This is a genomic window from Streptomyces sp. NPDC015346, from assembly GCF_043078785.1.
In the GTDB taxonomy this organism is placed as follows: Bacteria; Actinomycetota; Actinomycetes; order Streptomycetales; family Streptomycetaceae; genus Streptomyces.
The window spans coordinates 19350-41658 of the sequence record NZ_JBIBTW010000012.1 but is presented as its reverse complement, the minus strand read 5'-3'; the positions used below and the strand labels follow the sequence as shown (position 1 = coordinate 41658).

The 22309-nt window shown below is 73.0% G+C and carries 19 protein-coding genes and 1 riboswitch; of the genes, 5 read left to right on the top strand and 14 right to left on the bottom strand.

The annotated features are described in order from the left end of the window. Positions 1-26 precede the first annotated feature (26 nt). Entirely contained in the window at positions 27-101 is a 75-nt protein-coding gene (locus ACF06X_RS32120; protein WP_373297613.1) for a 50S ribosomal protein bL37, read from the bottom strand. 106 nt (positions 102-207) lie between these two features. Here ACF06X_RS32120 and ACF06X_RS32115 point away from each other — a divergent pair, with 106 nt between their 5' ends. Beyond that, entirely contained in the window at positions 208-888 is a 681-nt protein-coding gene (locus tag ACF06X_RS32115) for a hypothetical protein (protein ID WP_392290831.1), read from the top strand. A 66-nt stretch (positions 889-954) separates the two neighbouring features. On the opposite strand, the gene ACF06X_RS32110 is transcribed toward ACF06X_RS32115, so the two are convergent. Then, a complete protein-coding gene (locus ACF06X_RS32110) occupies positions 955-2073 on the bottom strand; it encodes a cobalt-precorrin-5B (C(1))-methyltransferase (RefSeq protein WP_392290830.1) in 1119 nt (372 codons plus the stop codon). A gap of 12 nt (positions 2074-2085) precedes the next feature. Here ACF06X_RS32110 and ACF06X_RS32105 point away from each other — a divergent pair, with 12 nt between their 5' ends. Beyond that, complete coding sequence (locus ACF06X_RS32105; protein ID WP_392290829.1) at positions 2086-2820, top strand: cobalt-precorrin-6A reductase; 735 nt, start codon at positions 2086-2088, stop codon at positions 2818-2820. 3 nt (positions 2821-2823) lie between these two features. On the opposite strand, the gene ACF06X_RS32100 is transcribed toward ACF06X_RS32105, so the two are convergent. Then, a complete protein-coding gene (locus ACF06X_RS32100) occupies positions 2824-4509 on the bottom strand; it encodes a fibronectin type III domain-containing protein (protein ID WP_392290828.1) in 1686 nt (561 codons plus the stop codon). Positions 4510-4679: 170 nt separating this feature from the next. Here ACF06X_RS32100 and ACF06X_RS32095 point away from each other — a divergent pair, with 170 nt between their 5' ends. Then, positions 4680-6245, top strand: a complete 1566-nt coding sequence (locus tag ACF06X_RS32095; protein WP_392290827.1) for a serine hydrolase — start codon at positions 4680-4682, stop codon at positions 6243-6245. On the opposite strand, the gene ACF06X_RS32090 is transcribed toward ACF06X_RS32095, so the two are convergent. Genes ACF06X_RS32090 through ACF06X_RS32080 form a run of 3 tightly spaced genes read right to left on the bottom strand, consistent with a single transcriptional unit; the run spans position 6217 to position 9673 of the window. After that, the gene (locus ACF06X_RS32090) at positions 6217-7710 is read right to left on the bottom strand and encodes a precorrin-2 C(20)-methyltransferase (RefSeq protein ID WP_392290826.1); all 1494 of its coding nucleotides are present in this window, start codon (positions 7708-7710) and stop codon (positions 6217-6219) included. The two genes, ACF06X_RS32095 and ACF06X_RS32090, sit on opposite strands and share 29 nt — an antisense overlap. Beyond that, complete coding sequence (locus ACF06X_RS32085; RefSeq protein WP_392290941.1) at positions 7707-8348, bottom strand: precorrin-8X methylmutase; 642 nt, start codon at positions 8346-8348, stop codon at positions 7707-7709. Before ACF06X_RS32085 ends, ACF06X_RS32090 begins: the two co-directional genes overlap by 4 nt. Before the next feature lie 14 nt (positions 8349-8362). Continuing rightward, a complete protein-coding gene (locus ACF06X_RS32080) occupies positions 8363-9673 on the bottom strand; it encodes a cobalamin biosynthesis protein CobG (protein ID WP_392290940.1) in 1311 nt (436 codons plus the stop codon). A 46-nt stretch (positions 9674-9719) separates the two neighbouring features. Continuing rightward, a riboswitch (cobalamin riboswitch) is annotated at positions 9720-9854 on the top strand. Between the two features lie 38 nt (positions 9855-9892). On the opposite strand from ACF06X_RS32080, the gene cobN reads away from it, so the two are divergent. Next, entirely contained in the window at positions 9893-13495 is a 3603-nt protein-coding gene (gene cobN / locus ACF06X_RS32075) for a cobaltochelatase subunit CobN (RefSeq protein WP_392290825.1), read from the top strand. Here the strand turns inward: cobN and abc-f are convergent. The 3 genes from abc-f to ACF06X_RS32060 all read right to left on the bottom strand — a co-directional run bounded on the left by abc-f (position 13492) and on the right by ACF06X_RS32060 (position 16992). Beyond that, a complete protein-coding gene (gene abc-f / locus ACF06X_RS32070) occupies positions 13492-15081 on the bottom strand; it encodes a ribosomal protection-like ABC-F family protein (protein ID WP_392290824.1) in 1590 nt (529 codons plus the stop codon). The two genes, cobN and abc-f, sit on opposite strands and share 4 nt — an antisense overlap. A gap of 111 nt (positions 15082-15192) precedes the next feature. After that, on the bottom strand, positions 15193-16158 hold the full coding sequence (locus ACF06X_RS32065; RefSeq protein ID WP_392290823.1) for a nucleoside hydrolase: 966 nt from the start codon (positions 16156-16158) through the stop codon (positions 15193-15195). A gap of 84 nt (positions 16159-16242) precedes the next feature. Continuing rightward, the gene (locus ACF06X_RS32060) at positions 16243-16992 is read right to left on the bottom strand and encodes a PP2C family protein-serine/threonine phosphatase (RefSeq protein WP_392290939.1); all 750 of its coding nucleotides are present in this window, start codon (positions 16990-16992) and stop codon (positions 16243-16245) included. A gap of 195 nt (positions 16993-17187) precedes the next feature. Here ACF06X_RS32060 and ACF06X_RS32055 point away from each other — a divergent pair, with 195 nt between their 5' ends. Beyond that, a complete protein-coding gene (locus ACF06X_RS32055; protein WP_392290822.1) occupies positions 17188-17487 on the top strand; it encodes a hypothetical protein in 300 nt (99 codons plus the stop codon). 46 nt (positions 17488-17533) lie between these two features. On the opposite strand, the gene ACF06X_RS32050 is transcribed toward ACF06X_RS32055, so the two are convergent. The 5 genes from ACF06X_RS32050 to ACF06X_RS32030 all read right to left on the bottom strand — a co-directional run bounded on the left by ACF06X_RS32050 (position 17534) and on the right by ACF06X_RS32030 (position 22249). Beyond that, the gene (locus ACF06X_RS32050; protein WP_392290821.1) at positions 17534-17710 is read right to left on the bottom strand and encodes a hypothetical protein; all 177 of its coding nucleotides are present in this window, start codon (positions 17708-17710) and stop codon (positions 17534-17536) included. Beyond that, complete coding sequence (locus ACF06X_RS32045; protein ID WP_392290820.1) at positions 17707-17919, bottom strand: hypothetical protein; 213 nt, start codon at positions 17917-17919, stop codon at positions 17707-17709. Before ACF06X_RS32045 ends, ACF06X_RS32050 begins: the two co-directional genes overlap by 4 nt. A gap of 74 nt (positions 17920-17993) precedes the next feature. Continuing rightward, entirely contained in the window at positions 17994-19634 is a 1641-nt protein-coding gene (locus tag ACF06X_RS32040) for a flavin monoamine oxidase family protein (RefSeq protein WP_392290819.1), read from the bottom strand. 454 nt (positions 19635-20088) lie between these two features. Continuing rightward, the gene (locus ACF06X_RS32035) at positions 20089-20355 is read right to left on the bottom strand and encodes a hypothetical protein (RefSeq protein ID WP_392290818.1); all 267 of its coding nucleotides are present in this window, start codon (positions 20353-20355) and stop codon (positions 20089-20091) included. 79 nt (positions 20356-20434) lie between these two features. Then, entirely contained in the window at positions 20435-22249 is a 1815-nt protein-coding gene (locus ACF06X_RS32030) for an ABC transporter ATP-binding protein (protein ID WP_392290938.1), read from the bottom strand. Between the last annotated feature and the right edge of the window lie 60 nt (positions 22250-22309).

Below are 22309 nucleotides of genomic sequence, written 5' to 3'. Positions count from 1 at the left end.
TCGAGAACGTCAGAAAGTCAAACGGCTCAGGCGTTGGGCCGCTTGCCGTGATTCGCGCCCTTCTTCTTCCTGGCGCGTCGCTTGTTGCCTCGCTTCGACATGGGCACACACCCTTCGATCGGGACGGTTGCCCTGGCAAGCCTAGGGGCGCGGGGGTGGGGCCGCATCCGCGGACCCGCTGTCGGTGGCGTGCGCTTGGATGGGCGCGTGACCGTATACGACGTGGCCCGGAAGCTTCCCGAGACCGATCTCCTGCGTGACCACTGCCGTGGGCTGGCGATGCTGGACGCGGTGCTCAGCCCCGATTGGGACGGGCGGTACTACTCGTTCGACTCGCGCTGGTCCGAGGGCGAGGAGATGGCCTCGATGCGGAACGGACAGGGCGACGAGTACTCCCTCGTCTTCTCCGCCGCGGGCGTGTACATACGCGGCTTCTCCCACGAGTCGCTCATGAGCCCGTACGGCCCCCTGGCCGACGGCTCGCCGTGGCCGGGGGTGCTCGACTCGGTGCCGGAGGCCTTCCGGGCGTACGTCGAGGAGCCGGCGTTCACCGACGAGGGCGGCGTACCGGTCGTGACCGCCTGCCTGTGGCGGGAGCCGGCCGACACGGCCTGGCGGACGGGGGCGATCGACTTCCCCGAGGAGGGCGACGACCCGGAGGACGCGGACGGCGCCGGCTATCTCTTCGAGCTCCTCGTCGACCGCTCGGCAGAGGCGTACCAGGAGTGGGCCGAGGACTACTACGAGACGACGGTCGACCTCGCCGCCGTCCGCCATGTGCTCGCCCTGCGCCCGCTGACCGACTCCCTCGTCACCGCCCTGAACCCGGACACCGACCTGGCCGCACGGGCCGACGACATCGCGGAGATCGGATACCCGACCGCATGAGCGGACCCCTCACCGGTCACAAGGCGTTCCGCTTGCTGCCCGACGACCTCTGAGGGCCCGCGCCCCTTACGGTCCCGCCACTGCCGACCGGCCCACCACCGTGCCCGCGCGGTCGATGCAGACGACGTCGACCGCGACCGGTGCGCCGCGGAGGACGCTGAGGGCCTCGTCGCGGGCGCGGGTGGCGACCAGGTCGCCGAGGGGGACGCCGGCCGCCTCGCAGAGGCGGAGGGCCGCCAGGCCCGTGTTGGCGGTGGCGATCTCCTCGGCGAGGGCCTCGGACGCGCCGCCGGACCGGGCCAGGTCCGCCAGGAACGGCTTGTCGACCTGGGAGCGGGCCGAGTGGAGGTCCAGATGGCCGGCCGCCAGCTTGGAGAGCTTGGCGAAGCCGCCGCAGATCGTGAGCCGGTCGACCGGGTGCTGCCGTACGTACTTGAGGACGGCGCCCGCGAAGTCCCCCATGTCGAGCAGGGCGATCTCGGGCAGGTCGTAGAGCGTCGTCACCGTCTTCTCCGAGGTGGAGCCGGTGCAGCCCGCCACATGCGTCAGGCCCGCCGCGCGGGCCACGTCCACGCCCCGGCGGATCGAGTCGATCCACGCCGAGCAGGAGTACGGGACGACGATGCCGGTCGTGCCGAGTACCGACAGGCCGCCGAGGATGCCGATCCTGGGGTTCCAGGTGGAGCGGGCGATCTCCTCGCCGTGGTCGATGGAGACCGTGATCTCGACGTCGCCGGAGCCGCCGTGCGCGGCGGCGACCTCCGCGACGTGCTCGCGCATCATCCGGCGCGGGACCGGGTTGATCGCCGGTTCGCCGACCTCCAGGGGCAGGCCGGGCAGGGTGACCGTGCCGACGCCGGGCCCGGCCCGGAAGACGACACCGGAGCCGGCCGGGAGGATCCGTACCGTCGAGCGGACCAGTGCGCCGTGGGTGACATCCGGGTCGTCACCGGCGTCCTTCACGACCCCCGCCATGGCGGCGCCGGCGGAGAGCTCCTCCGCCGCGAGCGCGAACGCCGGACGCCCGCCCTTCGGCAGCGTGATCGTCACCGGGTCGGGGAAATCCCCGGTCAGCAGCGCCGTGTACGCGGCCGTCGTCGCCGCCGTCGCACAGGCACCGGTCGTCCACCCGGGGCGCAGACCCGTGTGCTTGAGTTGGGCCTCGCGCCCACCGGCCGGATTCACGAAGGGACTCCTGTGCACGTACTCATTCTGGGCGGGACGACGGAGGCCCGCGCCCTCGCCGGACTGCTCGAGGCACACGGGAGCGAGCTCCGCGTGACCAGCTCGCTCGCGGGGCGGGTGGCCCAGCCCCGGCTGCCGGTGGGCGAGGTGCGGATCGGCGGGTTCGGCGGGGCCGAGGGGCTCGCGGACTGGCTGCGCGCACACCGTGTGGACGCGGTCATCGACGCCACCCATCCCTTCGCCGAGCGGATCAGCTTCAACGCGGCCCGGGCGGCCGCCACCGCCCATGTTCCCCTGCTCGCCCTGCGCCGGCCGGGGTGGGTCCCGGTCGACGGGGACGACTGGCACGACGTGGGCTCCCTGGAGGAGGCGGCGCGGGCCCTCGACGGCCTGGGGCAGCGGGTGTTCCTGACGACGGGCCGGATGGGCCTGGCCGCCTTCGCCGACTGCCCCCAGTGGTTCCTCGTCCGCTCCGTGGACGCCCCGGACACCCCGATGCCGCCCCGCACCGAAGTCCTCTTGGACCGGGGCCCCTTCACCCTCGACGGAGAGCGGGAGCTGCTGCGCCGGCACCGGATCGACGTCCTCATCACCAAGGACAGCGGCGGCGCGGCCACGGCCCCGAAACTGACCGCGGCCCGCGAGGCGGGCGTCCCGGTCGTGGTCGTCCGCCGCCCTCCGGCGCCGGAGGGCGTCCCGGTGGCGGCGACCCCGGAGGAGGCCGCCGCCTGGGTGCGGGAGCGGTGAGACTCAGCCCGCGGCGGGGAGTTCCTCGACCTCGACCCAGGACACGTCGTTGATGTCCGTGGCGAGGGTGTTGCCCCACTTGTCGACGGCGACGACGGCGAAGCGGTACCGGTCCCCGTCCTGGGTGGACCCGAAGAGGTACGAGGTGGCGTCCCCGGCGATGTAGTCGACGTGGTGGAAGACCCACACGCCGCCGCCCGGCTCCTCCTCGTCAGGCCAGAACTCGCCCTTGAACAGGTCGTACCGTTCGAGGTCGGGCTCCGTGTTCGCGTCCCACTCCAGGAGCACGCCGTCCGCGCGGGCGGTGCCCTTCAGACCGGTGACGGCGGCGGGGGCGACGAGGTCGCCCTCGGTGGTGATCTCGACAGCGGCGGACGCGGCGGACTCGTTGCCCGCCCCGTCCACGGCCGTGACCGTGTACCGGTAGGTGGTCCCGTACCTGACCGAGTGGTTGGTGTACGTCGGCTCGGTGACCGTGGTCCAGAGCGCGCCGTCCCGGTAGACGCGGTACGAGACCACGTCCGCGGCGGCGGGCGCGGTCCAGTTCAGGACGATGCCCTTCCGGGCGTCGTCAAGGGCCGTCAGGCCGGTCGGCGCGCCCGGGGCGAAGTCGCCGTGGGTGGCGACGGTGGCGGTGCGTGCCGACACGTTCCCGGCGGCGTCCGCGGCCGAGACCCAGTAGCTGTAGCCGGTGTTCTCGGCGACGGTGGCGTCCGTCAAGGCCGTGGCCGTGACTCCGGTCGCGACCTGGGTCACGGGGCCGGTCGTGTCGGCGGTGAGGCGCCGGTGGACCGTGTACGTCGCCGCTCCGGCGACCGGCTGCCAGGCCAGCGCCACCCCGGCCTGCCCGTCCGTCGCCGTCAGACCGGCCGGCGCGGACGGAGCCGTACGGTCCACGCTCGCGACCGTCAGGTCGGCGCTGCCCCACGACTCGTTGCCGGCCTTGTCGACGGCGCGGAGTTCGTAGAGGTACGTCTCACCGGTGGGCGGGGGGTAGTTGACGGCGGAGGTGCCGGTGACCAGGGTGGTGGCGCTGCTGACCTTGGCCCACGCGGTGGTGGGCAGCCGCCGGTAGACGCGGTAGCCGGCGAGGTCCATCTCCCTGTTGGCCGCCCACTTCAGGGTGGCCTTGTTGAGAGCCCGGTCGTAGGCGACGGTGGCACCGGTCGGCGCGAGCGGACGGACCTTGTCGGCGGTGGCCGACGTGAGGGGCGCGTAGCCGAACTTGACGTTCGCGGCGCCCGTCCAGGCCGCGTAGTACACGGTGATGGTGTGCCGTCCGGACGGGATCGTCAGGTTGACCGTCTTCTTCTGGGTGGTGGAGACGTTCTTCCAGAGGTCGATCTTGCGCACGCCGTCGACGTTGACGCGTATGCCGTCCTGGGCCTCGGCGACGAGGCTGAAGGGACCGCCGGAGCCGAAGTCCCGGGTGACGGACCAGCGGACGGAGAAGTTGTCGTTCGGCAGCGTGACGCCCGCCGGGTCGCCGTAACCGTAGTTCTCGGCGATGGCGCTGTCGCAGGTGGTCAGCTTGGGCGTGCCGCTGAAACCGGCATTGGCGAAGTACTCCGCCTTCCACACGGGGGAGGCGCAGGTGACGGCCGCGGAGGCCGGGGTGGCGGTGAGGAGACCGTCGGCGGCGGCGAGGGCGGCCGTGGTGGCCAGCGCGCTCAGCCGGTTACGAGTCATCACAGAGAAGTCATCACAGAGAGAGGGGCCCTTTCCGGACCTGCACGAGGAATGAGGTGTGGGGGAAAGGCGGTGGTGCGGGTGGGGCCGGTGTTCCGCCGGAGGGGGACTTTACCGGCCGTCGCGGTCGGCGCGACAGGCACGTCCGGCGGGCGTTCAATGGAGGGGTGATGACCATGCGATGGCTGGTCACGGCGGGGCTCGTGGCCCTCGTGGGCGCTTCCCCCGGGCCGGCGGCCCCCAGCCCTTCACCGCCCCCTCCCCAGCCGCCTCCGACGCTCGATCAGGCGGATGTCGACCGGGCCGTCCAGCGACTGGACGGGGTCGTCGAGGCGGCCATGAAACGCACCGGCGTCCCGGGTGTCTCCGTCGCCGTCGTGTACCGGGACAAGGTCGTCCAGCTCAAGGGGTACGGCGTACGGGAGGTGGGCAAGCCGGCGCGGGTCGACGCGGACACCGTCTTCCAGTTGGCGTCCGTCTCGAAGCCGATCGCCTCCACCGTCGTCGCCCAGGCGGCCGGGATCGAGGGCTGGGACAAGCCCGTAGCCCCGAACGTGCCGGACTTCCGCCTGAAGGACCCCTGGGTCAGCTCCCACGTCACGGTCGCCGACCTCTTCTCGCACCGCAGCGGCCTCCCCGACCACGCCGGCGACCTCCTCGAAGACCTCGGCTACGACCGCGAGTACATCCTGTCCCACCTGCGGTACGAGCCCCTCACGCCGTTCCGCGCGAGTTACGCGTACACCAACTTCGGGCTCACCGCCGCCGCCCAGGCCGTCGCCGACGAGAAGGGCGTGGCGTGGGAGAAACTCGCCGAGGACACCCTCTACAAGCCGGCCGGGATGAACTCCACCAGCTCCCGCTTCGAGGACTTCGCCAAGACCGCCGACCGCGCCCACGGCCACGTCAAGACCGCCGACGGCACCTGGAAGCCGGAGTTCGTCCGCGACCCCGACGCCCAGTCACCGGCCGGCGGCGTCAGCTCCAGCGCCCGCGACATGAGCACCTGGCTGCGCCTCCAGCTCGCGAACGGCAAGCTCGACGGCCGGCAGATCATCGACGCCGAGAGCCTGGAGCGCACGCACTGGCCGCATTCCGTCGCGAGTCCGCCGCCCGCCCCGGCGGGCCAGGCCGGCTTCTACGGCTACGGCTGGAACGTGAGGTACGACGACGAGGGCCGGCTCCGCCTCTCGCACACCGGCGCCTTCGCGCTCGGCGCGCACACCAACGTCACGATGCTCCCCGGCGAACAGCTCGGCATCGTCGTCCTCACCAACGGGTCCCCGGCCGGGGTGGCCGACGCCGTCGCCCTCGACTTCTTCGACATCGCGCAGGACGGCGAACCGAGCCGCGACTGGATCCCGCTGGTGGACGCGCTCTACCAGCAGGGGGAGGACGCGGGCCGGTCCACGACCGACTACGCCCGCCCGCCGTCCGACGCCGCCCCCGCGAAGGCCGCCGACACCTACACCGGCACGTACGACAACGCGTACTACGGGAAGGCGTCCGTGACCGCCGGCCAGGACGGCGTCCTGACGCTCCGTCTGGGGCCGAAGCCCCAGACGTACCGGCTCACGCACTACGACGGCGACACGTTCAGCTTCCGGACCGCCGGCGAGAACGCCGTCGGACTCACCGGAGTCACCTTCTCCCCGGACGGGAAGTCCCTCCGCGTCGAGTACCTCGACACGGAGGGACTCGGCACCTTCACCCGTAGCGGCGCGGCGTCCAGGTGATCGTGCGGCCGTCGGGGCGTTCGACCGCGCGGGTCTGGGACGAGCCGATCAGCAGCAGCGTGCGCATGTCGACCTCGCTCGGCTCCAGCGTCTTCAGGGTCACCACCCGCACCGACTGCTCAGGGCCGCCCACGTCCCGCGCCACGACCACCGGGGTCTCGGGCGAGCGCAGTTCGAGCAGCAGGTCGCGGGCGGCGGCCACCTGGTGCGTACGGGACTTCGAGCCCGGGTTGTAGAGCGCGAGGACCAGGTCCGCGCCGGCCGCCGCGCGCAGCCGCTCCGCGATGACCTCCCAGGGCTTGAGGCGGTCGGACAGCGAGATCGTCGCGTAGTCGTGGCCCAGCGGCGCGCCCGCCGCCGCGGCAGCCGCGTTCGCGGCCGTCACGCCCGGCAGGACCCGTACGGGCACGTCCGCGTACCGAGGCTCCGAGGCGACCTCCAGGACCGCCGTCGCCATCGCGAAGACGCCCGGGTCACCGCCCGAGACGACCGCGACCCGCCGGCCGCGCCGCGCCAGGTCGAGGGCGAACTCGGCGCGCTCCGACTCGACCTTGTTGTCGGATCCGTGGCGGCGCTGGCCGGGGCGCAGCACCGGGACGCGGTCGAGGTACGTGGTGTAGCCGACCAGGTCGTCGGCGTTGACGAGGGCGCCGCGCGACTCGGGCGTCAGCCAGGGCGCGCCCGCCGGGCCGGTGCCGACGACGACGACCTCGCCGGTCTCCCGTACGGGAGGAAGCGCGTCGATACGGGAGGGCAGCACGGCCACCGAGAAGTACGGGACACCCGCCGGATCGACCTCGGACAGGGGCTCCGTCCGCTCGCCCGCCATGAACGCCCGCTCCACATAGCGCGCGTCCTCCAGCCGGCCCGCCCGCTCCAGGGCGCGCCGTACCGTCGGGAACGTCCGGCCCAGCTTCATCACGACGGCCGAGTCCGTGCCCGCGAGCCGGGCGGTCAGCTCGTCCTCCGGCAGCGTGCCGGGGATGATCGTCAGGACCTCCTCGGCCTCGCACAGCGGCTCGCCGAGCCGGGCGGCCGCCGCGCTGACCGAGGTGACACCGGGGATGACCTCGGTGTCGTAGCGGTGGGCGAGCCGCTTGTGCATGTGCTGGTACGAGCCGTAGAAGAGCGGGTCGCCCTCGGCGAGGACCGCGACCGTGCGGCCGGCGTCCAGGTGCGCGGCCAGCCGCTCCGACGCCTCCTCGTAGAAGTCGTCGAGCGCGCCGCGGTAGCCGCCGGGGTGGTCGGTGGTCTCCACGGTGAGCGGGTACATCAGCCGCTCCTCGACGTGGTCCTCGCGGATGTGCTCGGCGGCGATCGAGCGGGCGATGGAGCGGCCGTGGCGGGCCGAGTGGTAGGCGATCACGTCGGCCGAGGCGATGGCCTTCACGGCCGCCACGGTCATCAGGTTCGGGTCGCCGGGGCCGAGACCCACCCCGTACAGCTTGCCCTTCACCGCGGTCATGCCTGGATCTCCGCTTCGGTCGCTATGGCGTTGACGGCGGCGGCCGTCATCGCGCTGCCGCCGCGCCGGCCCCGTACGACGAGGTGGTCGAGACCCAGCTCACGCCCCCGGTCGGCGAGGGCGTCCTTGGACTCGGCGGCGCCGATGAAGCCGACCGGGATGCCGAGGACGGCCGCGGGGCGGGGCGCGCCCTTGGCGATCATCTCCAGGAGGTGGAAGAGCGCGGTGGGGGCGTTGCCGATGGCGACGACGGAGCCTTCGAGGCGGTCGCGCCAGAGTTCGAGGGCGGCGGCGCTGCGCGTGGTGCCGAGCTCGGCGGCGAGGGCGGGCACGGAGGGGTCGGAGAGGGTGCAGATCACCTCGTTGTCGGCGGGCAGCCGCTTGCGGGTGACTCCGCTCGCGACCATCTGCGCGTCGCAGAGGATCGGCGCGCCGGCGCGCAGGGCCTCCCGGGCGCGGGCGACGACCTGCGGGGAGTAGGCGATGTCGCGTACGAGGTCGGTCATGCCGCAGGCGTGGATCATCCGCACCGCGACCTGGGCGACGTCGGCGGGCAGCCCCGCGAGGTCCGCCTCGGCGCGGATCGTGGCAAAGGACTGGCGGTAGATCTCCGCGCCGTCCTTCTCGTAGGCGAACATCGTGTCGTTCTCGCTCATCTCGTTGTACGGGCGGTGGTACGGGCCGTTGCGACCGCTTCGGTCAGGGAGGTACGGGGGGTGGGGGCGCCGTCGACCAGGTACCGGCCGTCGGCGGTGGCGACGACGTCGACCCAGGTGCCGTGCGGGCCGGTCGGGTGGCCGCAGCGCCGCTCGCAGCCGGAGAAGTGGACGGGGAGGCCGCCGCGACCGGGCACGGCGTCGGCGCGGACGTCGGCGAGGGCCTTGCCGCACCCGGGGCGTCCGGTGCAGGCGCCGACGCCGACCCACGGGGAGCGGGGGTCGGTGATCAGGCCGAGGGCCGCCAGTTCGGCGAGGCGCTCCTCGGCGGCGGCGCGGTCGGGGAAGCCGGTGACGACGGCTCCCCGCCACGGGGTGAGCCGGACCTCGCCACCGGTGGCGGCCAGGGCGCGCAGCTGTTCGGCGGTCAGTCGGCCGAGGGGCGCGAGGACGGAGACGGCGCTCTCGCCGAGCACCCCGGGCGCGGGCGGTTCACCGTGCGGGAGTTCCGGCGTGGGTACGGGCTCCGCCGCGACCCCGGCCCGGGCGAGCGCCCCCGCCAGGTCCGGCTCATGCCCCTCGGGCAGCTCCCGCACCCGCCAGGCACCGTTCCCCGCGCCGTGGGCGGCGACCAGAAACGCCTCGGCGGCGGCAAGCGCGGCCCGGGGCGCGTCGGAGGCGGCGACCCGGAAGACCTGAGAGCCGACACGGAGGAACGCGCCGGGGTCGTGGTCGCCCTCCTCACCCTCCTCGCCGGCCGCCGAGGCCCCCGCTGCGATCAAGGTCACATCTCCGCCGAGACCGGCCACGTCCCCGCGCCCGTCGTCCAGGACGAAGAGAAAACGGCCGGAAAGGGCCGCCGTCCACTCCCGCCCGCACAGCAGCGCGTCCAGCTCTCGGGCCCACAACTGCACGTCGGCGGCGCCCAGTCCGCCGTGTCCGTCCAGTCCGGCGGTCGGCGAGGCCACCACGTTCCGGACGCGTTCATGGGTCGCGGAGGGCAGCAGCCCCGCCTCGGCCAGAAGAGCGCCGAGCTCCGCCCCGCACCCCTCCCCGAGCCCCCGCAGCTCCACGTTCCCCCGCGAGGTGACGCTGACCCGCCCGTCTCCCATACCCTCCGCCGCCGCGGCCAGAACCTCCACCTGATGAGCCGTCAACAAGCCTGCGGGCAAGCGGAGTCGAGCCAGACGGCCATCATCGGCGGCGTGCAGCCGGAGCGCCCCGGGGCAGGCGTCACCGCGGTCCCGTATGCGAGGTTCGCCCTGGTTGGGCGTGGTGGGTGGGGTGGGCGGCATGGCGGCGAGCATACCCACGTGGTTCCGGGTGACCCTCCGGGCCGCCGGGCGCAGGATCTACTATGCAGACGGCATGGGGTCCCCGACCCCGGGGAGGAAGCCCGGTGAGAATCCGGCGCGGTCCCGCCACTGTGAGCCCGGCCCGGAACCACGGGGCGGGTGAGTCAGGAACTCCCGCCGTCCACACGACCACCCGGGGCGCGGACAACCCCGAGGAAGGCCTGCGCTCGCATGCGAATTCTGTTGCTGTCGCACTCCGACACGGACCTGCTCAGTGCCCGCGCGGCCGGCGGGCCGGTCGCGTACCGGTTCGCCAATCCCTCCCGGCTCGGGATCGACGAGCTGCCCGGCCTTCTCGACGGCGCCGACCTCGTCCTCGTACGCCTTCTCGGCGGTCTGCGGGCCTGGGACGAGGGGCTTCAGGCGCTGCGTGCCGCCGGCAAGCCGCTGGTCGTGCTCTCCGGCGAACAGGCCCCCGACGCGCAGCTCATGGAGGCCTCCACGGTCCCCGTCGGCGTGGCCACCGAGGCCCACGCCTATCTCGCGCACGGCGGCCCCGCCAACCTGGAGCAGCTGGCCCGGTTCCTCTCCGACACCGTGCTGCTCACCGGCCACGGCTTCGAGGCGCCGGCCGCCGCGCCCACCTGGGGTCCGCTGGAGCGGGAGTCGAGGAACGACGGCGGCCCCACGATCGCCGTGCTCTACTACCGCGCCCACCACATGAGCGGGAACACGGCCTTCGTCGGCTCCCTCTGTGACGCGATCGAGGACGCCGGCGCCCGCGCCCTACCGCTCTACGTCGCCTCGCTGCGCGCCCCCGAGCCCGAGCTTCTCGACGCCCTGCGCGGCGCGGACGCGATCGTCACCACCGTCCTCGCCGCCGGTGGCACCAAGCCCGCACAGGCGCAGGCGGGCGGCGACGAGGAGGCCTGGGACGCGGGCGCGCTGGCCGCCCTCGACGTACCGATCCTGCAGGCGCTCTGCCTCACCGGCTCGCGCTCCGCGTGGGAGGAGAACGACGAGGGTCTCTCCCCGCTGGACGCCGCCAGCCAGGTCGCCGTGCCCGAGTTCGACGGCCGGCTGATCACCGTCCCCTTCTCCTTCAAGGAGATCGACGAGGACGGCCTGCCCTCCTACGTCGCCGACGCCGAGCGGGCCGCCCGGGTCGCCGGGATCGCCGTGCGCCACGCCCGGCTGCGGCACATCCCCACCGCCGAGAAGCGCCTGGCGCTCGTCCTCTCCGCGTACCCGACGAAGCACTCGCGGATCGGCAACGCGGTCGGCCTCGACACTCCCGCTTCCGCCGTCGCCCTGCTGCGGCGCCTGCGCGAGGAGGGGTACGACTTCGGTCCGGTCGAGGAGATCCCCGGCCTCGTCTCCGGCGATGGCGACGAGCTGATCTACGCCCTGATCGAGGCCGGTGGCCACGACCAGGACTGGCTGACCGAGGAGCAGCTGGCGAAGAACCCCGTCCGTATCCCGGCCGCCGACTACAAGCGCTGGTACGCGACCCTGCCCGAGGAACTGCGTACGCACGTCGAGGAGCACTGGGGCCCGGCGCCCGGCGAGATGTTCCTGGACCGGTCCCGTAACCCCGAGGGCGACATCGTCCTCGCCGCCCTGCGGCGCGGGAACCTGCTGATCCTGATCCAGCCTCCGCGCGGTTTCGGTGAGAACCCGATCGCGATCTACCACGACCCCGATCTCCCGCCGTCCCACCACTACCTGGCCGCCTACCGCTGGATCGCGGCGCGCGCCGAGGACGGCGGCTTCGGGGCGGACGCCATGGTCCACCTCGGCAAGCACGGCAACCTGGAGTGGCTGCCGGGCAAGAACGCGGGTCTGTCCGCCGCGTGCGGACCGGACGCGGCGCTCGGCGACATCCCCCTGATCTACCCCTTCCTGGTCAACGACCCGGGTGAGGGCACGCAGGCCAAGCGGCGCGTGCACGCGACCCTCGTCGACCACCTGGTGCCGCCGATGGCGCGGGCCGACTCCTACGGCGACATCGCGCGCCTGGAGCAGCTGCTCGACGAGTACGCGCAGATCTCCTCCATGGACCCGTCCAAGCTGCCGGCGATCCGCGCGCAGATCTGGACGCTGATCCAGGCCGCGAAGCTCGACCACGACCTGGGGTTGGAGGACCGGCCCGAGGACGACGGTTTCGACGACTTCCTGCTGCACGTCGACGGCTGGCTGTGCGAGGTCAAGGACGCGCAGATCCGCGACGGTCTGCATGTGCTGGGCGGCGCGCCGGAGGGTGAGGCGCGGGTCAACCTGGTCCTCTCGATCCTGCGTGCCCGGCAGATCTGGGGCGGTACGCAGGCGCTGCCGGGTCTGCGTGAGGCCCTGGGTCTGGACGAGTCGGCCGCGACGCGCACGACCGCCGACGAGGCGGAGGCGACGGCGCGCGAGCTGGTCGAGGCGATGGAGGCGGCGGGCTGGTCCGTGGACGCGGTCCCGGCGGTCGCCGCCGCGCACGGTCCCGATGTCGCCGCCGTGCTGCGGTTCGCCTGCGAGCAGGTGGTGCCGCGGCTGGCGGCCACGACCGACGAACTGGCCCACGCCGTCCACGCGTTGAACGGTGGATTCGTGCCCGCCGGCCCGTCCGGCTCCCCGCTGCGTGGCCTCGTCAACGTCCTGCCGACCGGCCGGAACTTCTACTCCGTCGACCCCAAGGCCGTCCCCTCGCGCCTCGCGTGGGAGACCGGCCAGGCGCTCGCCGACTCGCTCCTGGAGCGCTACCGCGACGACAACGGCGAGTGGCCGACGTCCGTGGGCCTCTCCCTGTGGGGGACGAGCGCGATGCGCACGGCGGGCGACGACGTCGCCGAGGCGCTGGCGCTGCTGGGCGTCCGCCCGCGGTGGGACGACGCCTCGCGCCGGGTGAACGGCCTGGAGCCGATCCCGCTGGAGGAGCTGGGCCGCCCGCGCGTCGACGTCACGCTGCGCATCTCGGGCTTCTTCCGGGACGCCTTCCCGCACGTCATCGGGCTGCTCGACGACGCCGTACGGCTGGCGGCCTCGCTCGACGAGCCGGCCTCGGAGAATTTCGTCCGCGCCCACACGCAGGCCGACCTGGCCGAGCACGGCGACGAGCGGCGGGCGACCACCCGCATCTTCGGCTCGCGGCCGGGGACGTACGGCGCGGGCATCCTGCAGCTGATCGACTCGCGCGACTGGCGCACGGACGCGGACCTCGCCGAGGTCTACACGGTGTGGGGCGGGTACGCCTACGGCCGCGGGCTCGAAGGCCGCCCGGCGCGTTCGGAGATGGAGACGGCGTACAAGCGGATCGCCGTCGCCGCGAAGAACACGGACACGCGTGAGCACGACATCGCCGACTCCGACGACTACTTCCAGTACCACGGCGGCATGGTGGCGACCGTCCGCGCGCTGACGGGCACGGCGCCCGAGGCGTACATCGGCGACTCCACCCGCCCGGAGACGGTCCGCACCCGCACCCTGGTCGAGGAGACGTCGAGGGTCTTCCGCGCGCGGGTGGTGAACCCGAAGTGGATCGAGGCGATGCGCCGCCACGGCTACAAGGGCGCGTTCGAGCTCGCGGCGACGGTCGACTACCTCTTCGGCTACGACGCGACGACCGGCGTGGTCGCCGACTGGATGTACGACAAGCTGACGGAGACCTACGTCCTGGACCCGGAGAACCAGGCCTTCTTGAAGGAGGCCAACCCCTGGGCGCTGCACGGCATCGCCGAACGCCTCCTGGAGGCCGAGTCCCGCGGCATGTGGGAGAAGCCGGACCCCCAGACGCTGGCGGCGCTGCGCCAGGTCTTCCTGGAGACCGAGGGCGACCTGGAGGGCGACGACTAACGCGCGTGCGCCGGGGCGGGGGCCAAGTCCAGCCGTCGCCCCCGGAAGCCGTGACGGATGCGGCGGTCGTGGGTGACGATCACCAGGGTGCCCGGGTAGAGGGCGAGGGCGGCCTCCAGTTCTTCGACGAGGGCGGGGGACAGGTGGTTGGTCGGTTCGTCGAGGAGGAGCAGGTCCGCCGGGTGCGTGACCAGTCGGGCCAGTTCGAGTCTCCGGCGCTGGCCCGTCGACAGCTCCCGTACGGGCGTCGGCAGGTCGGCCGGGGCGAAGAGGCCGAGGGCCAGGAGCTCCTCCTCGCGGCCCTCGCCGAAGGCCTCGGCGACCGTGCGGCCGTCGTCGGGCAGGCCGAGGTCCTGGCGGAGCAGGCCGACCCGGCGCGGGACCGTGACCGTCCCGCCGTCCGGGGCGATTTCGCCTGCGAGGACCTTGAGCAGGGTGCTCTTGCCGGCGCCGTTCGGGCCGGTGACCAGGAGGCGTTCGCCGGGGGCCAGGTGGAGGGAGTCGAGCCGCAGCCGCCCCTCGACGTGTACGTCGGTGAGCGCGACCGGCGCGCCCTCGCCCTCGACCCGCGCGGTGAAGCGCAGCGGGTCCGGCGGCGGCGCCACCGGGTTCTCCCGCAGCCGTTGGAGCCTTTCCCGCGCCGCCCGGATCCTGCTCATCGCGCCGTGCGCCCGTGACCGGGCGCGGAAGGCGCCCGCCCCGCTGAAGGCCGCCGGGGCCTTGCGCGGGATCGCGGAGAAGCGGTCGATGTTCGTGTCGGCGAGGGCGGAGGCGCGGACGGTCTCGGCCCGCCACTCCTCGTACCTCTGCTCCCAGCGGGCCCGTTCGGCGGCCCGGCCCGCCAGATAGCCGGCGTAGCCGTTGCCGTACCTGCGGACCGTACGCAGCTCGCCGTTCACCTCCAGGACGGCGGTCGTGACCCGGTCGAGGAAGACCCGGTCGTGGGTGACGGCGACGACCGTCCCCCGGTGGGCGCGCAGCCGCTCCTCGAGCCAGGCGACGGCCTCGTCGTCGAGGTCGTTGGTCGGCTCGTCGAGGAGGAGCAGCTCGGGGTCGGTGGCGAGCGTCGCGGCGAGCGCGAGCCGGGAGCGCTGTCCGCCGGAGAGCGTGCCGAGCGTGCGGTCGCGGTCGAGCGGCGCCCGCTCGCCGAGCTGCCGCAAGGTCGTCTCGACCCGGCGGTCGGCGTCCCGCCCGCCCCGCGCCTCGTATGCGGCGAGGAGGGCGGCGTAGCCGTCGAGGTCCCCGGTCTCCTGGAGGCTCGCCTCCGCCGCCCGGATCCGCCGCTCCAGCTTCCGTACGTCGGCGAGTGCCAGGTCGACGGCGTCGCCGACGGTCGCCGTCCCCGGCAGGTCCAGGGTCTGGGCGAGGTGGCCGAGGCCGCCGGGGGATGCGACGGCGACGGTGCCGTTGTCGGGGGTCTCCAGGCCGGCGAGGAGCTTCAGGAGGGTGGATTTCCCGGAGCCGTTGTCACCGACGACGCCGACGCGCTCGCCGGGGCGGACGGAGAGGGAGACCCGGTCGAGGACGAGCCGGTCGTCGTAGTGCTTGGTGACGTCGGTGAGTTGGACACGGAACAAGGGCGACATCCTTCGGTGGACTGCGGTCGGAACGAGAACATCGAGACGACACGAGACGAGACGTGCCGTCTCGATCGCGTGAGTCGAAGGTAACCCCATGACCACCGCTCGCGCAAGACGTTACGTCTCGTCGGTTCGGGCGGACGCCGTCCCCAGCACCCGCACCGCCTCCACGATCAGGTCCCAGAACGCCGGGACGTCCACCTCCATGCCCACCTCCACGTCGGCCGGCCGCCCCGTCACACCGGCCAGGTCCACGACCGTCGCGCCACGCGTGTACGTCCCCGTCAGTTCGACCGTCACCGGCGCCCGTACCAGGCTGACCAGCGACGGGTCGATCAGATGCGCCACCGTCAGCGGGTCGTGCAACGGCGGCGCGTCGAAGCCGTAGACCTCGCGGTAGCGCCCGGCGAAGTAGGTCAGCAGTTCGACGCAGAGCGTGGCGAGCGGGGTGCCGAGCGCCGCGATGCGGGAGACGACGTCGGGCGTCGCGCGCACCTGGTGGGTGGCGTTGAGTCCGAACATCGTGACCGGCAGCCCGCTGGTGAAGACGATGTCCGCCGCCTCCGGGTCGCAGAGGATGTTGAACTCCGCGGCCGGCGTGGTGTTCCCCCGCCCCGTGGAACCGCCCATGAGCACGATCCGGTCGATCCGGTGGATCAGCTCCGGATACGCGAGGAGGAACGCGGCGATGTTGGTCAGCGGTCCGGTCGGCACCAGCGTCACGGGCGCGGGGTGCGCGAGCAGGGTGTCCCGGATGAGGGTGAGGGCGTGGCGGGGGTCCTGCGGGACGTCCGGCTCCCCCTCGCCGAAGCCCGGCCCGTCGAGGCCGGAGCCGCCGTGGATGTTCGCGGCGACCCGGGCCGCGCCGTGCAGCGGCCGGTCCCGGCCGGCCGCGATCGGCACTCCGCGGATCCCGGCGACGGAGCAGACCCGGCGGGCGTTGAGGGTGGTCCTCTCCACCGTCTGATTGCCGGCGACGGTGGTGACGGCGAGGAGCTCGACGGCCGGATGGGCGGCGGCGAGCAGGATGTTGAAGGCGTCGTCGTGGCCGGGATCGCAGTCCAGGATCACGGGAACCGGCATACGCCCACCGTCCCACACCACCGCCCCGCCGTCACTCGCCCCCGTTCACCTCCCCGTCGTTTACCTCTCCGTCCTCGAACCCGCTCACTCGGCCAGGCCGACGCGGACCAGGGCGAGCGTGATGTTGTCCGGGCCGCCGGCCTCGATGGCGGCCTTCCAGAGTTCGTACGCCGCTCGGCCGTCGTCGTCGTGGGCCCGCAGCAGATCCTCGATCTCCTCGTCGGGCAGCGGATCGGTCAGCCCGTCGCTGCACACGAGGCAGCGTTCGCCCGGGGGCAGCGGGAAGGCCGCCACATGGGGGGTGACGGTGGTGGGGAGGCGGTTGCCGCCGAGGGTCTGGGTGACGGCGGAGGTGGTGCGGTGCCCGGGCGGCGGCGGGGGGCTGTCGTCGACGCTGATCTGGCGCAACCCGTCCTGACCGGTGTGGAACACCTTGCTGTCGCCGACGTTGAAGGACAGCACCGAGTCCTCCAGGAGAAGGACGCCCGCGACCGTGGTGCCCATGGTGGTGAGCTCGGGGCGGCCGGCGGCGGCCGCGTACACCGCGCGGTTGCAGGCCTCGACCGCCTCGCCGAGGCTCTCCGTACCGTCCAGGTCGGGTCCTGTCGCGGCGAGGCGGCGTACGACGAGCGCACTGGCCACCTCGCCGGCCGGCTGGCCGCCGAGCCCGTCGGCTACCGCCACGACGAGCGGTCTGCCGAGAGGGAAGAGCAGCGTCTGGGGGCTCTCCGTCACCGTCCCGCACAGCGTCCACGGCCCGACGACCAGACTGTCCTCGTTGTGCTCACGGACCAGCCCCGCATGGCTCAAGGCGGTCACAGCGATGTACGACACCACGACGTCCCGCCTCTCACGACGGATGGCCTAGGGATGGGGCGCACCGATGAGGCGCACCGACGGGGGTCTGCTCCATTCTCGCGTCCGCCGACGGGACCGGCTCGGCATGCGGCGCGCGCTCCGCCGGAGCACCCTGGTCCTGGAGGTGCCGGTCCGCCGACCGGCAACCCGGTCAGGAAAGGACTTCCGGCGATGTTCGCGAGGCTGAGCACGTACCAGGGGTCACCCGTCCCGCCGGGAGGCGACCTCACCGCGAAATCCGAGGAGATCGTCCGGCTGGTCCGTGACCTGCCGGGCTTCAAGGGCGCGTACTACCTGGTCGACCGGGCGACGGGGAAGGCCAGGTCGCTGACGCTCTGGGAGGACGAGGCGGCGATGCGGGCGAGCGAGGACCGCGCCGCGGAGATCCGCTACCAGGCCGCGCAGCGCGAGGGCCAGCGGGTGGTCTCCGTCGACCACTTCGAGGTGGCCTTCACCACCTTCGAATCCTGAGGACCTTCGGATCCTGAGGACCGCGACGCTCGGCCCCCTGCCCCGCTCACTCTTTCCGGCCCTCGTCCCGCGTGTACTCGGGCTCGTCCACCGGCGGCTCCGGGTCGTGCCACTCCTCCACGCGGGTCGGGCGATTCGCCTTGACCTGTCCCTGGACCTCCTTCTTGCGTTCGTCGTCGAGCCTGGGTCCGGACTTGCTGCTTCCGCGATCCGGTTGGTTCATGGGGAGATCTCCTGCTCCTTGTGTCCGGAGTCCGGCGGCGGCCCCTGCTCGAAGGCCGCGGCACCGCGCCGCAGATGCCGGGCCGCCTCACCGACCTCTCTCGGGATCCTGCTCGCGACCTCGTCGATCGAGTCGGCGAGCTCACCGGCGCGGCGGCGCTCGGCGGATCCGCGATGATCTGCCTCTCCGTGTTCACCGTGTGTTGCCACGTGAGAGCGCATGCCCGGAATGCCTTCGGGCATGCGCCTTTTCCTCCCGTTCGATCACCGTTTGGGCACCTTGGTCACCGCCCGACGTGGACCTCCAGGGCGGCCCGTACCGCCGACTCCAGCGCGCCCTCGATCCACGCGGGCTTGATCGACGTGTGGTCCCCGGCGAAGTGCAGGCTCCCCTCGGGCGTACGGACGTGGGGGAAGAGCTCGGTGTGCTGGCCGGGCAGCAGGACGGAGGCCTCCCCGTAGGCGTACGGGTCGCGCATCCAGGACTGGGTGCGTCCGACGCCCGTGTAGAAGACCTCGATCCGCTGCCCGAACACCTCCTGCACGCCGGCGAGGGCGCGCGGATAGCGCTCCTCGTCGTCGAAGGAGTCCCACTTCAGGGCGTCGTCGGACCAGCTGTAGGCGGCGAGGACCACTCCGCCGCGGCTGCCCTCGACGGGGTAGGAGGGCGGGAACATGAAGCGGTTGGGGTTGTCGGTGGCCGAGCCGCCGCCGATGACGTTCGCGGCCTCGGGCTGGTCCCGCGCGACGAGGCGGCAGGCGGCGTAGTGGGCCCGCTGGGCGGCGGAGATGTGGCCCTTGGGTACGGAGGGGTGGGCGCCGAGCAGCCTGCCGTCGTCCGGTGTCCGGCCGAGCTGGTACTGCCGGTAGAGCCCGGGGCGTACGGCCTCCAGTTCGCGCTTCCACTCCGCCTCGTCGAACTCCCACCAGCGGCGGCTGAACTCCAGCAGCACCTTCGTCGCGGCGTCGTAGTGGAGCTCGGTGACCGCGCGCCGCTTGCCGTACGACAGGGCGGGCGTGACGGGGATGTGGCGGAGCCCGGAGAACGGGACGGTGATGATCGCCGTGTCCCCGGTGAACGTCTCCCGCTCGACGGTGCGCCCGCCGCGGCCCTCGGAGACGGTGTCGACGGTGACCCGGCCCGCCCCGTGCGTGATCCGGGTGGCGCGGCGGTCGAGCCGGACGACGTCCTCGACCCGGGCGTAGAGCCTGTCGACGAGGGTGCCGCTGCCGCCGGGCAGCTCGAAGAAGGCCGTGTCCGGGCTGATCAGCGAAGCCCCGATGAAGCTGTGGATGAAGGCGAGGTGGAGACGGGAGGTGAGGTTGTCGACGGTTCCGATCAGGTCGATGGTCCGCTCGTCGAGCTTCGCCTCGTCGGTGAGGTAGCGGTACATCGACATGTGGCCGTAGCGCTGGACGATGCGGGCCCAGCCCTTGACGAGTTCCCCGTCCTGCTTGCCCTCGATCTCCTTGCGCACCGGGGCGAAGGCGTCGCGGACGATCTGGCTGGAGGGGATGGACTCGTAGGCCGCCGGAACGCCGAAGGAGCGGTTGAGGGCCTGCGGGCTGCGCGCGTAGTCGGCCCGGCGGACCCGGATCCCGTTGACGTGGATCCAGGAGCGGTTCGCGGGCCGGCCGGCCTCGTCGACGTCGACGAGGTGGAAGCGGCGGCGCTGGAGACCGAGGCTGTCGATCAGTCCGGTGACGAGCGGGTGGCTGTCGGGAATGCGCATCGCGCCGGCCTCGGCATACTGCAGGGGGTCGGCGAAGGGGGCGGGCGAGCCTTCGTGGCCACCGGTGCGGAACGTCTTGATCCGCCCGCCGACGCGGTTGCCGTTGGCCTCGATGACGGTGACCCGGTGCCCGGCCTCGCGGAGCAGGTGGGCGGCGGTGAGGCCGGCGGGCCCGGCGCCGACGATCAGCACCTTGCGGCGGTTGCGGCCCCGGGGCAGTCCGGTCCTCAGGAGGATGTCCGCGTAGCGGGGCGCCAGCGGCTGGTCGTCGTCGTCCCGTACGAGAATGGCCCGGGCGACGGCGAGGCAGGTCCCCCAGTCGGGGCGCGGGTGCCGGGCGCCGCGACCGCCTCCGACGCTCCGAGGGAGGCCCCGGCCCCCGCGAGCGCCCCCGCTCCGGCGGCCGCGGCCGCCCCGGCCATGAGGGTGCGGCGGGACGGCCGGTGGGAGGGTTCGTCCGATGACTGAGGTGTGCGCGATGGCTCGATGATCACGAACCACACCCTGGCCGCCGTCCGCGGCTCCCGGGCGCCCAAAGGCGCGAATACGGTCAGTTACCACCCGGACGGATGGTCCGGCCGCCCCGATGCTGACGAACGCGTTTCCGGCCGGCCTTCGGCCGACCGGACTTCGGCCGGGTGGGTGGTCAGTGTTCCTCGGCGTGCGGGCCGGCGCCGGTGGGCGGTCTGCTGGTGGCGAGCCAGGTGCGGGCGGTTCCGGCGGCGGTCTCGGTGTCGACGGTGAGGTGGAGGCGGGTGCCGCCGCCCGGGGTGGGGTAGCTGCGCTGCTCGGTCCCGGCGAAGCAGTGACGCAGGACCTCGGCCACCGCCCGTGCGGCCTCCGGCGAGGCGGCGACGATGCGGACTTCGGCGTGCCCGGCCGCCGGCAGGGCCTCTGTCTCGTGGGGGTCCAAGGCTGGGCCGTCCTTTTCGTGAGGCTCCGATGACCTCCACTGTACGTCTGGCCGGCATCTGACCAGCCCCGTCACGGCGTCACGGCGTCACGGGGAGGGGCGGGGTGCTGCCCGGGCGGAGCATCTGGCCGGCGGCCAGCTCACGGTAGGTGGGGCTGCTGGTCAGCAGCTCCTCGTGCCGTCCGCTCGCGGTGGCGCGGCCGTCGTCCAGGACGACGATCTGGTCGGCGTGCTGGACGGTGGAGAGCCGGTGCGCGATCACCAGCAGGGCGCACTCCCCGGCGATGTCCTTCATCACCGTCGTGAGCGCGGCCTCGTTGATGGCGTCGAGGTGGGACGTGGGCTCGTCAAGCAGGAGAAGCTCGGGACGGGCGAGCAGGGCGCGGGCGAGGGCGACGCGCTGGCGCTCGCCTCCGGAGAGGGTGTTGCCCCGGTCGCCGAGCATGCCGGACAGGCCGCCGCGCAGTCGGCGTACGACGTCGTCGAGCTGGGCGAGTTCGACCACGCGCCGTACGTCGGCGTCGGTGGCGTCGGGCACGGCGTAGGTGATGTTGTCGCGCAGGGTGCCGTGGACGACATGGGTGTCCTGGTCGACGACGGCGATCCGCTCGCGGCACGCGGCGCGGGTCAGCTCGGTGGCGGGCCGCCCGTCGAAGAGGAGGGTTCCGGAGTCCGGTTCGTAGAACCGGGCCACCAGGGCGAAGAGCGTGCTCTTTCCGGCTCCCGAACGGCCGACGAGGGCTGTCTGGCGCCGGCGGGGGACGGTGAGGGTGACGCCTCGCAGGACCGGTTGGGCGGGGTCGTAGCCGAAGGTGAGATCCCGCACGGCGAGGGCGGGCTCCTCGTACGAGACGCTCGGCCGGCCCCGCTCACGCGCACGCGCCCGTGCGGCAGGTGTCCGTACGGCAGGTGCCCGTACGGCGGGTGTCTCGGCGGGCGTCTCAGTCCGTGGCGTGTCCGGTGTGGGCTCGGCGGGGAGGGCGAGGGCCTGCTCGATGCGCTGGTAGGCGCCCATGCCGCGCTGGATCAGGCCGACCGCGCGGAAGACGGAGGACAGGGGCAGGACGAGATAGGAGGCGTACAGCAAGAAGGCGACCAGGTCGCCGAGAGAGTTGGCGTGGCCGGTGACGCGTAGGCCGCCGATGACGAGGACGAGCAGGAAGGAGCCCTGGACGGCCAGCTCGACGGCCGGACTCATCACGGACGCCAGCTTCGCGGTCCGTACGCCCGCGTCGTGAGCGGACTCGATGCGTTCGCCGATCCGCCGTGCCTCCCGGTCCTCGGCGCGGTGGACGCGGACCATGGGCAGGGCGCCGAGTGCGCGCTCGAGGTCGGCGGCGATCGCGCCGACGGAGTTCTGCATGTGTTCGGACGCGGCCCGGATGCCCTTCAGCAGGGAGGCCACGACCGCGGCGGCGGTCGCCACGGTCAGGGCCACCAGGAGCAGCAGCAGCGGGTCGATCCACATCATCAGCGCGATCGCGCCCGCCGCGACGAGGGCTCCGGTGACGAGGTCGACGAGGGCCTGGGAGACCACTTCCCTGAGGAGGGTGGTGTCGGCGGTCACCCGGGAGATCAGGTCGCCGGTGCGGTGGCGGTCGTACTCCCTCATCTCCAGTCGCAGCAGCCGTCCCACCAGGCCGTGCCGGAGCTGCCGTACGACTCCTTCACCCATGCGCTCCAGGACGAAGCGGCCGATGGCGCCGGTCGCGGCTTCGGTGACGAAGAGAACGGCCAGGAGGAGCAGCAGGGGCCAGAAGCTCCGCCCGTGGCCGCTCGCGTCCACGATGTTCTTGGCGACGAGGGGCTGGGCGAGGCCGAGGGCGGAGCCCACGAGGGTCAGCGCGGTGGCCACGGTGATCGAGGTCCGGTGCCCGGCGGTGAGCCGGTACATGGTGGCCACCGCGGCCCGTGTCGAGCGGTCCGCCGACTCCGCCGTTTCCCCTGACTCCGC

What these genes read in the sequence shown, in the direction of transcription:
- ACF06X_RS32100 (WP_392290828.1), bottom strand. Translation starts at nt 4,509, where the DNA reads ATGACTCGTAACCGGCTGAGCGCGCTGGCCACCACGGCCGCCCTCGCC.
- ACF06X_RS32095 (WP_392290827.1), top strand. Translation starts at nt 4,680, where the DNA reads ATGACCATGCGATGGCTGGTCACGGCGGGGCTCGTGGCCCTCGTGGGC.
- ACF06X_RS32090 (WP_392290826.1), bottom strand. Translation starts at nt 7,710, where the DNA reads ATGACCGCGGTGAAGGGCAAGCTGTACGGGGTGGGTCTCGGCCCCGGC.
- ACF06X_RS32085 (WP_392290941.1), bottom strand. Translation starts at nt 8,348, where the DNA reads ATGTTCGCCTACGAGAAGGACGGCGCGGAGATCTACCGCCAGTCCTTT.
- ACF06X_RS32080 (WP_392290940.1), bottom strand. Translation starts at nt 9,673, where the DNA reads ATGCTCGCCGCCATGCCGCCCACCCCACCCACCACGCCCAACCAGGGC.
- cobN (WP_392290825.1), top strand. Translation starts at nt 9,893, where the DNA reads ATGCGAATTCTGTTGCTGTCGCACTCCGACACGGACCTGCTCAGTGCC.
- abc-f (WP_392290824.1), bottom strand. Translation starts at nt 15,081, where the DNA reads ATGTCGCCCTTGTTCCGTGTCCAACTCACCGACGTCACCAAGCACTAC.
- ACF06X_RS32065 (WP_392290823.1), bottom strand. Translation starts at nt 16,158, where the DNA reads ATGCCGGTTCCCGTGATCCTGGACTGCGATCCCGGCCACGACGACGCC.
- ACF06X_RS32055 (WP_392290822.1), top strand. Translation starts at nt 17,188, where the DNA reads ATGTTCGCGAGGCTGAGCACGTACCAGGGGTCACCCGTCCCGCCGGGA.
- ACF06X_RS32050 (WP_392290821.1), bottom strand. Translation starts at nt 17,710, where the DNA reads ATGAACCAACCGGATCGCGGAAGCAGCAAGTCCGGACCCAGGCTCGAC.
- ACF06X_RS32030 (WP_392290938.1), bottom strand. Translation starts at nt 22,249, where the DNA reads ATGTACCGGCTCACCGCCGGGCACCGGACCTCGATCACCGTGGCCACC.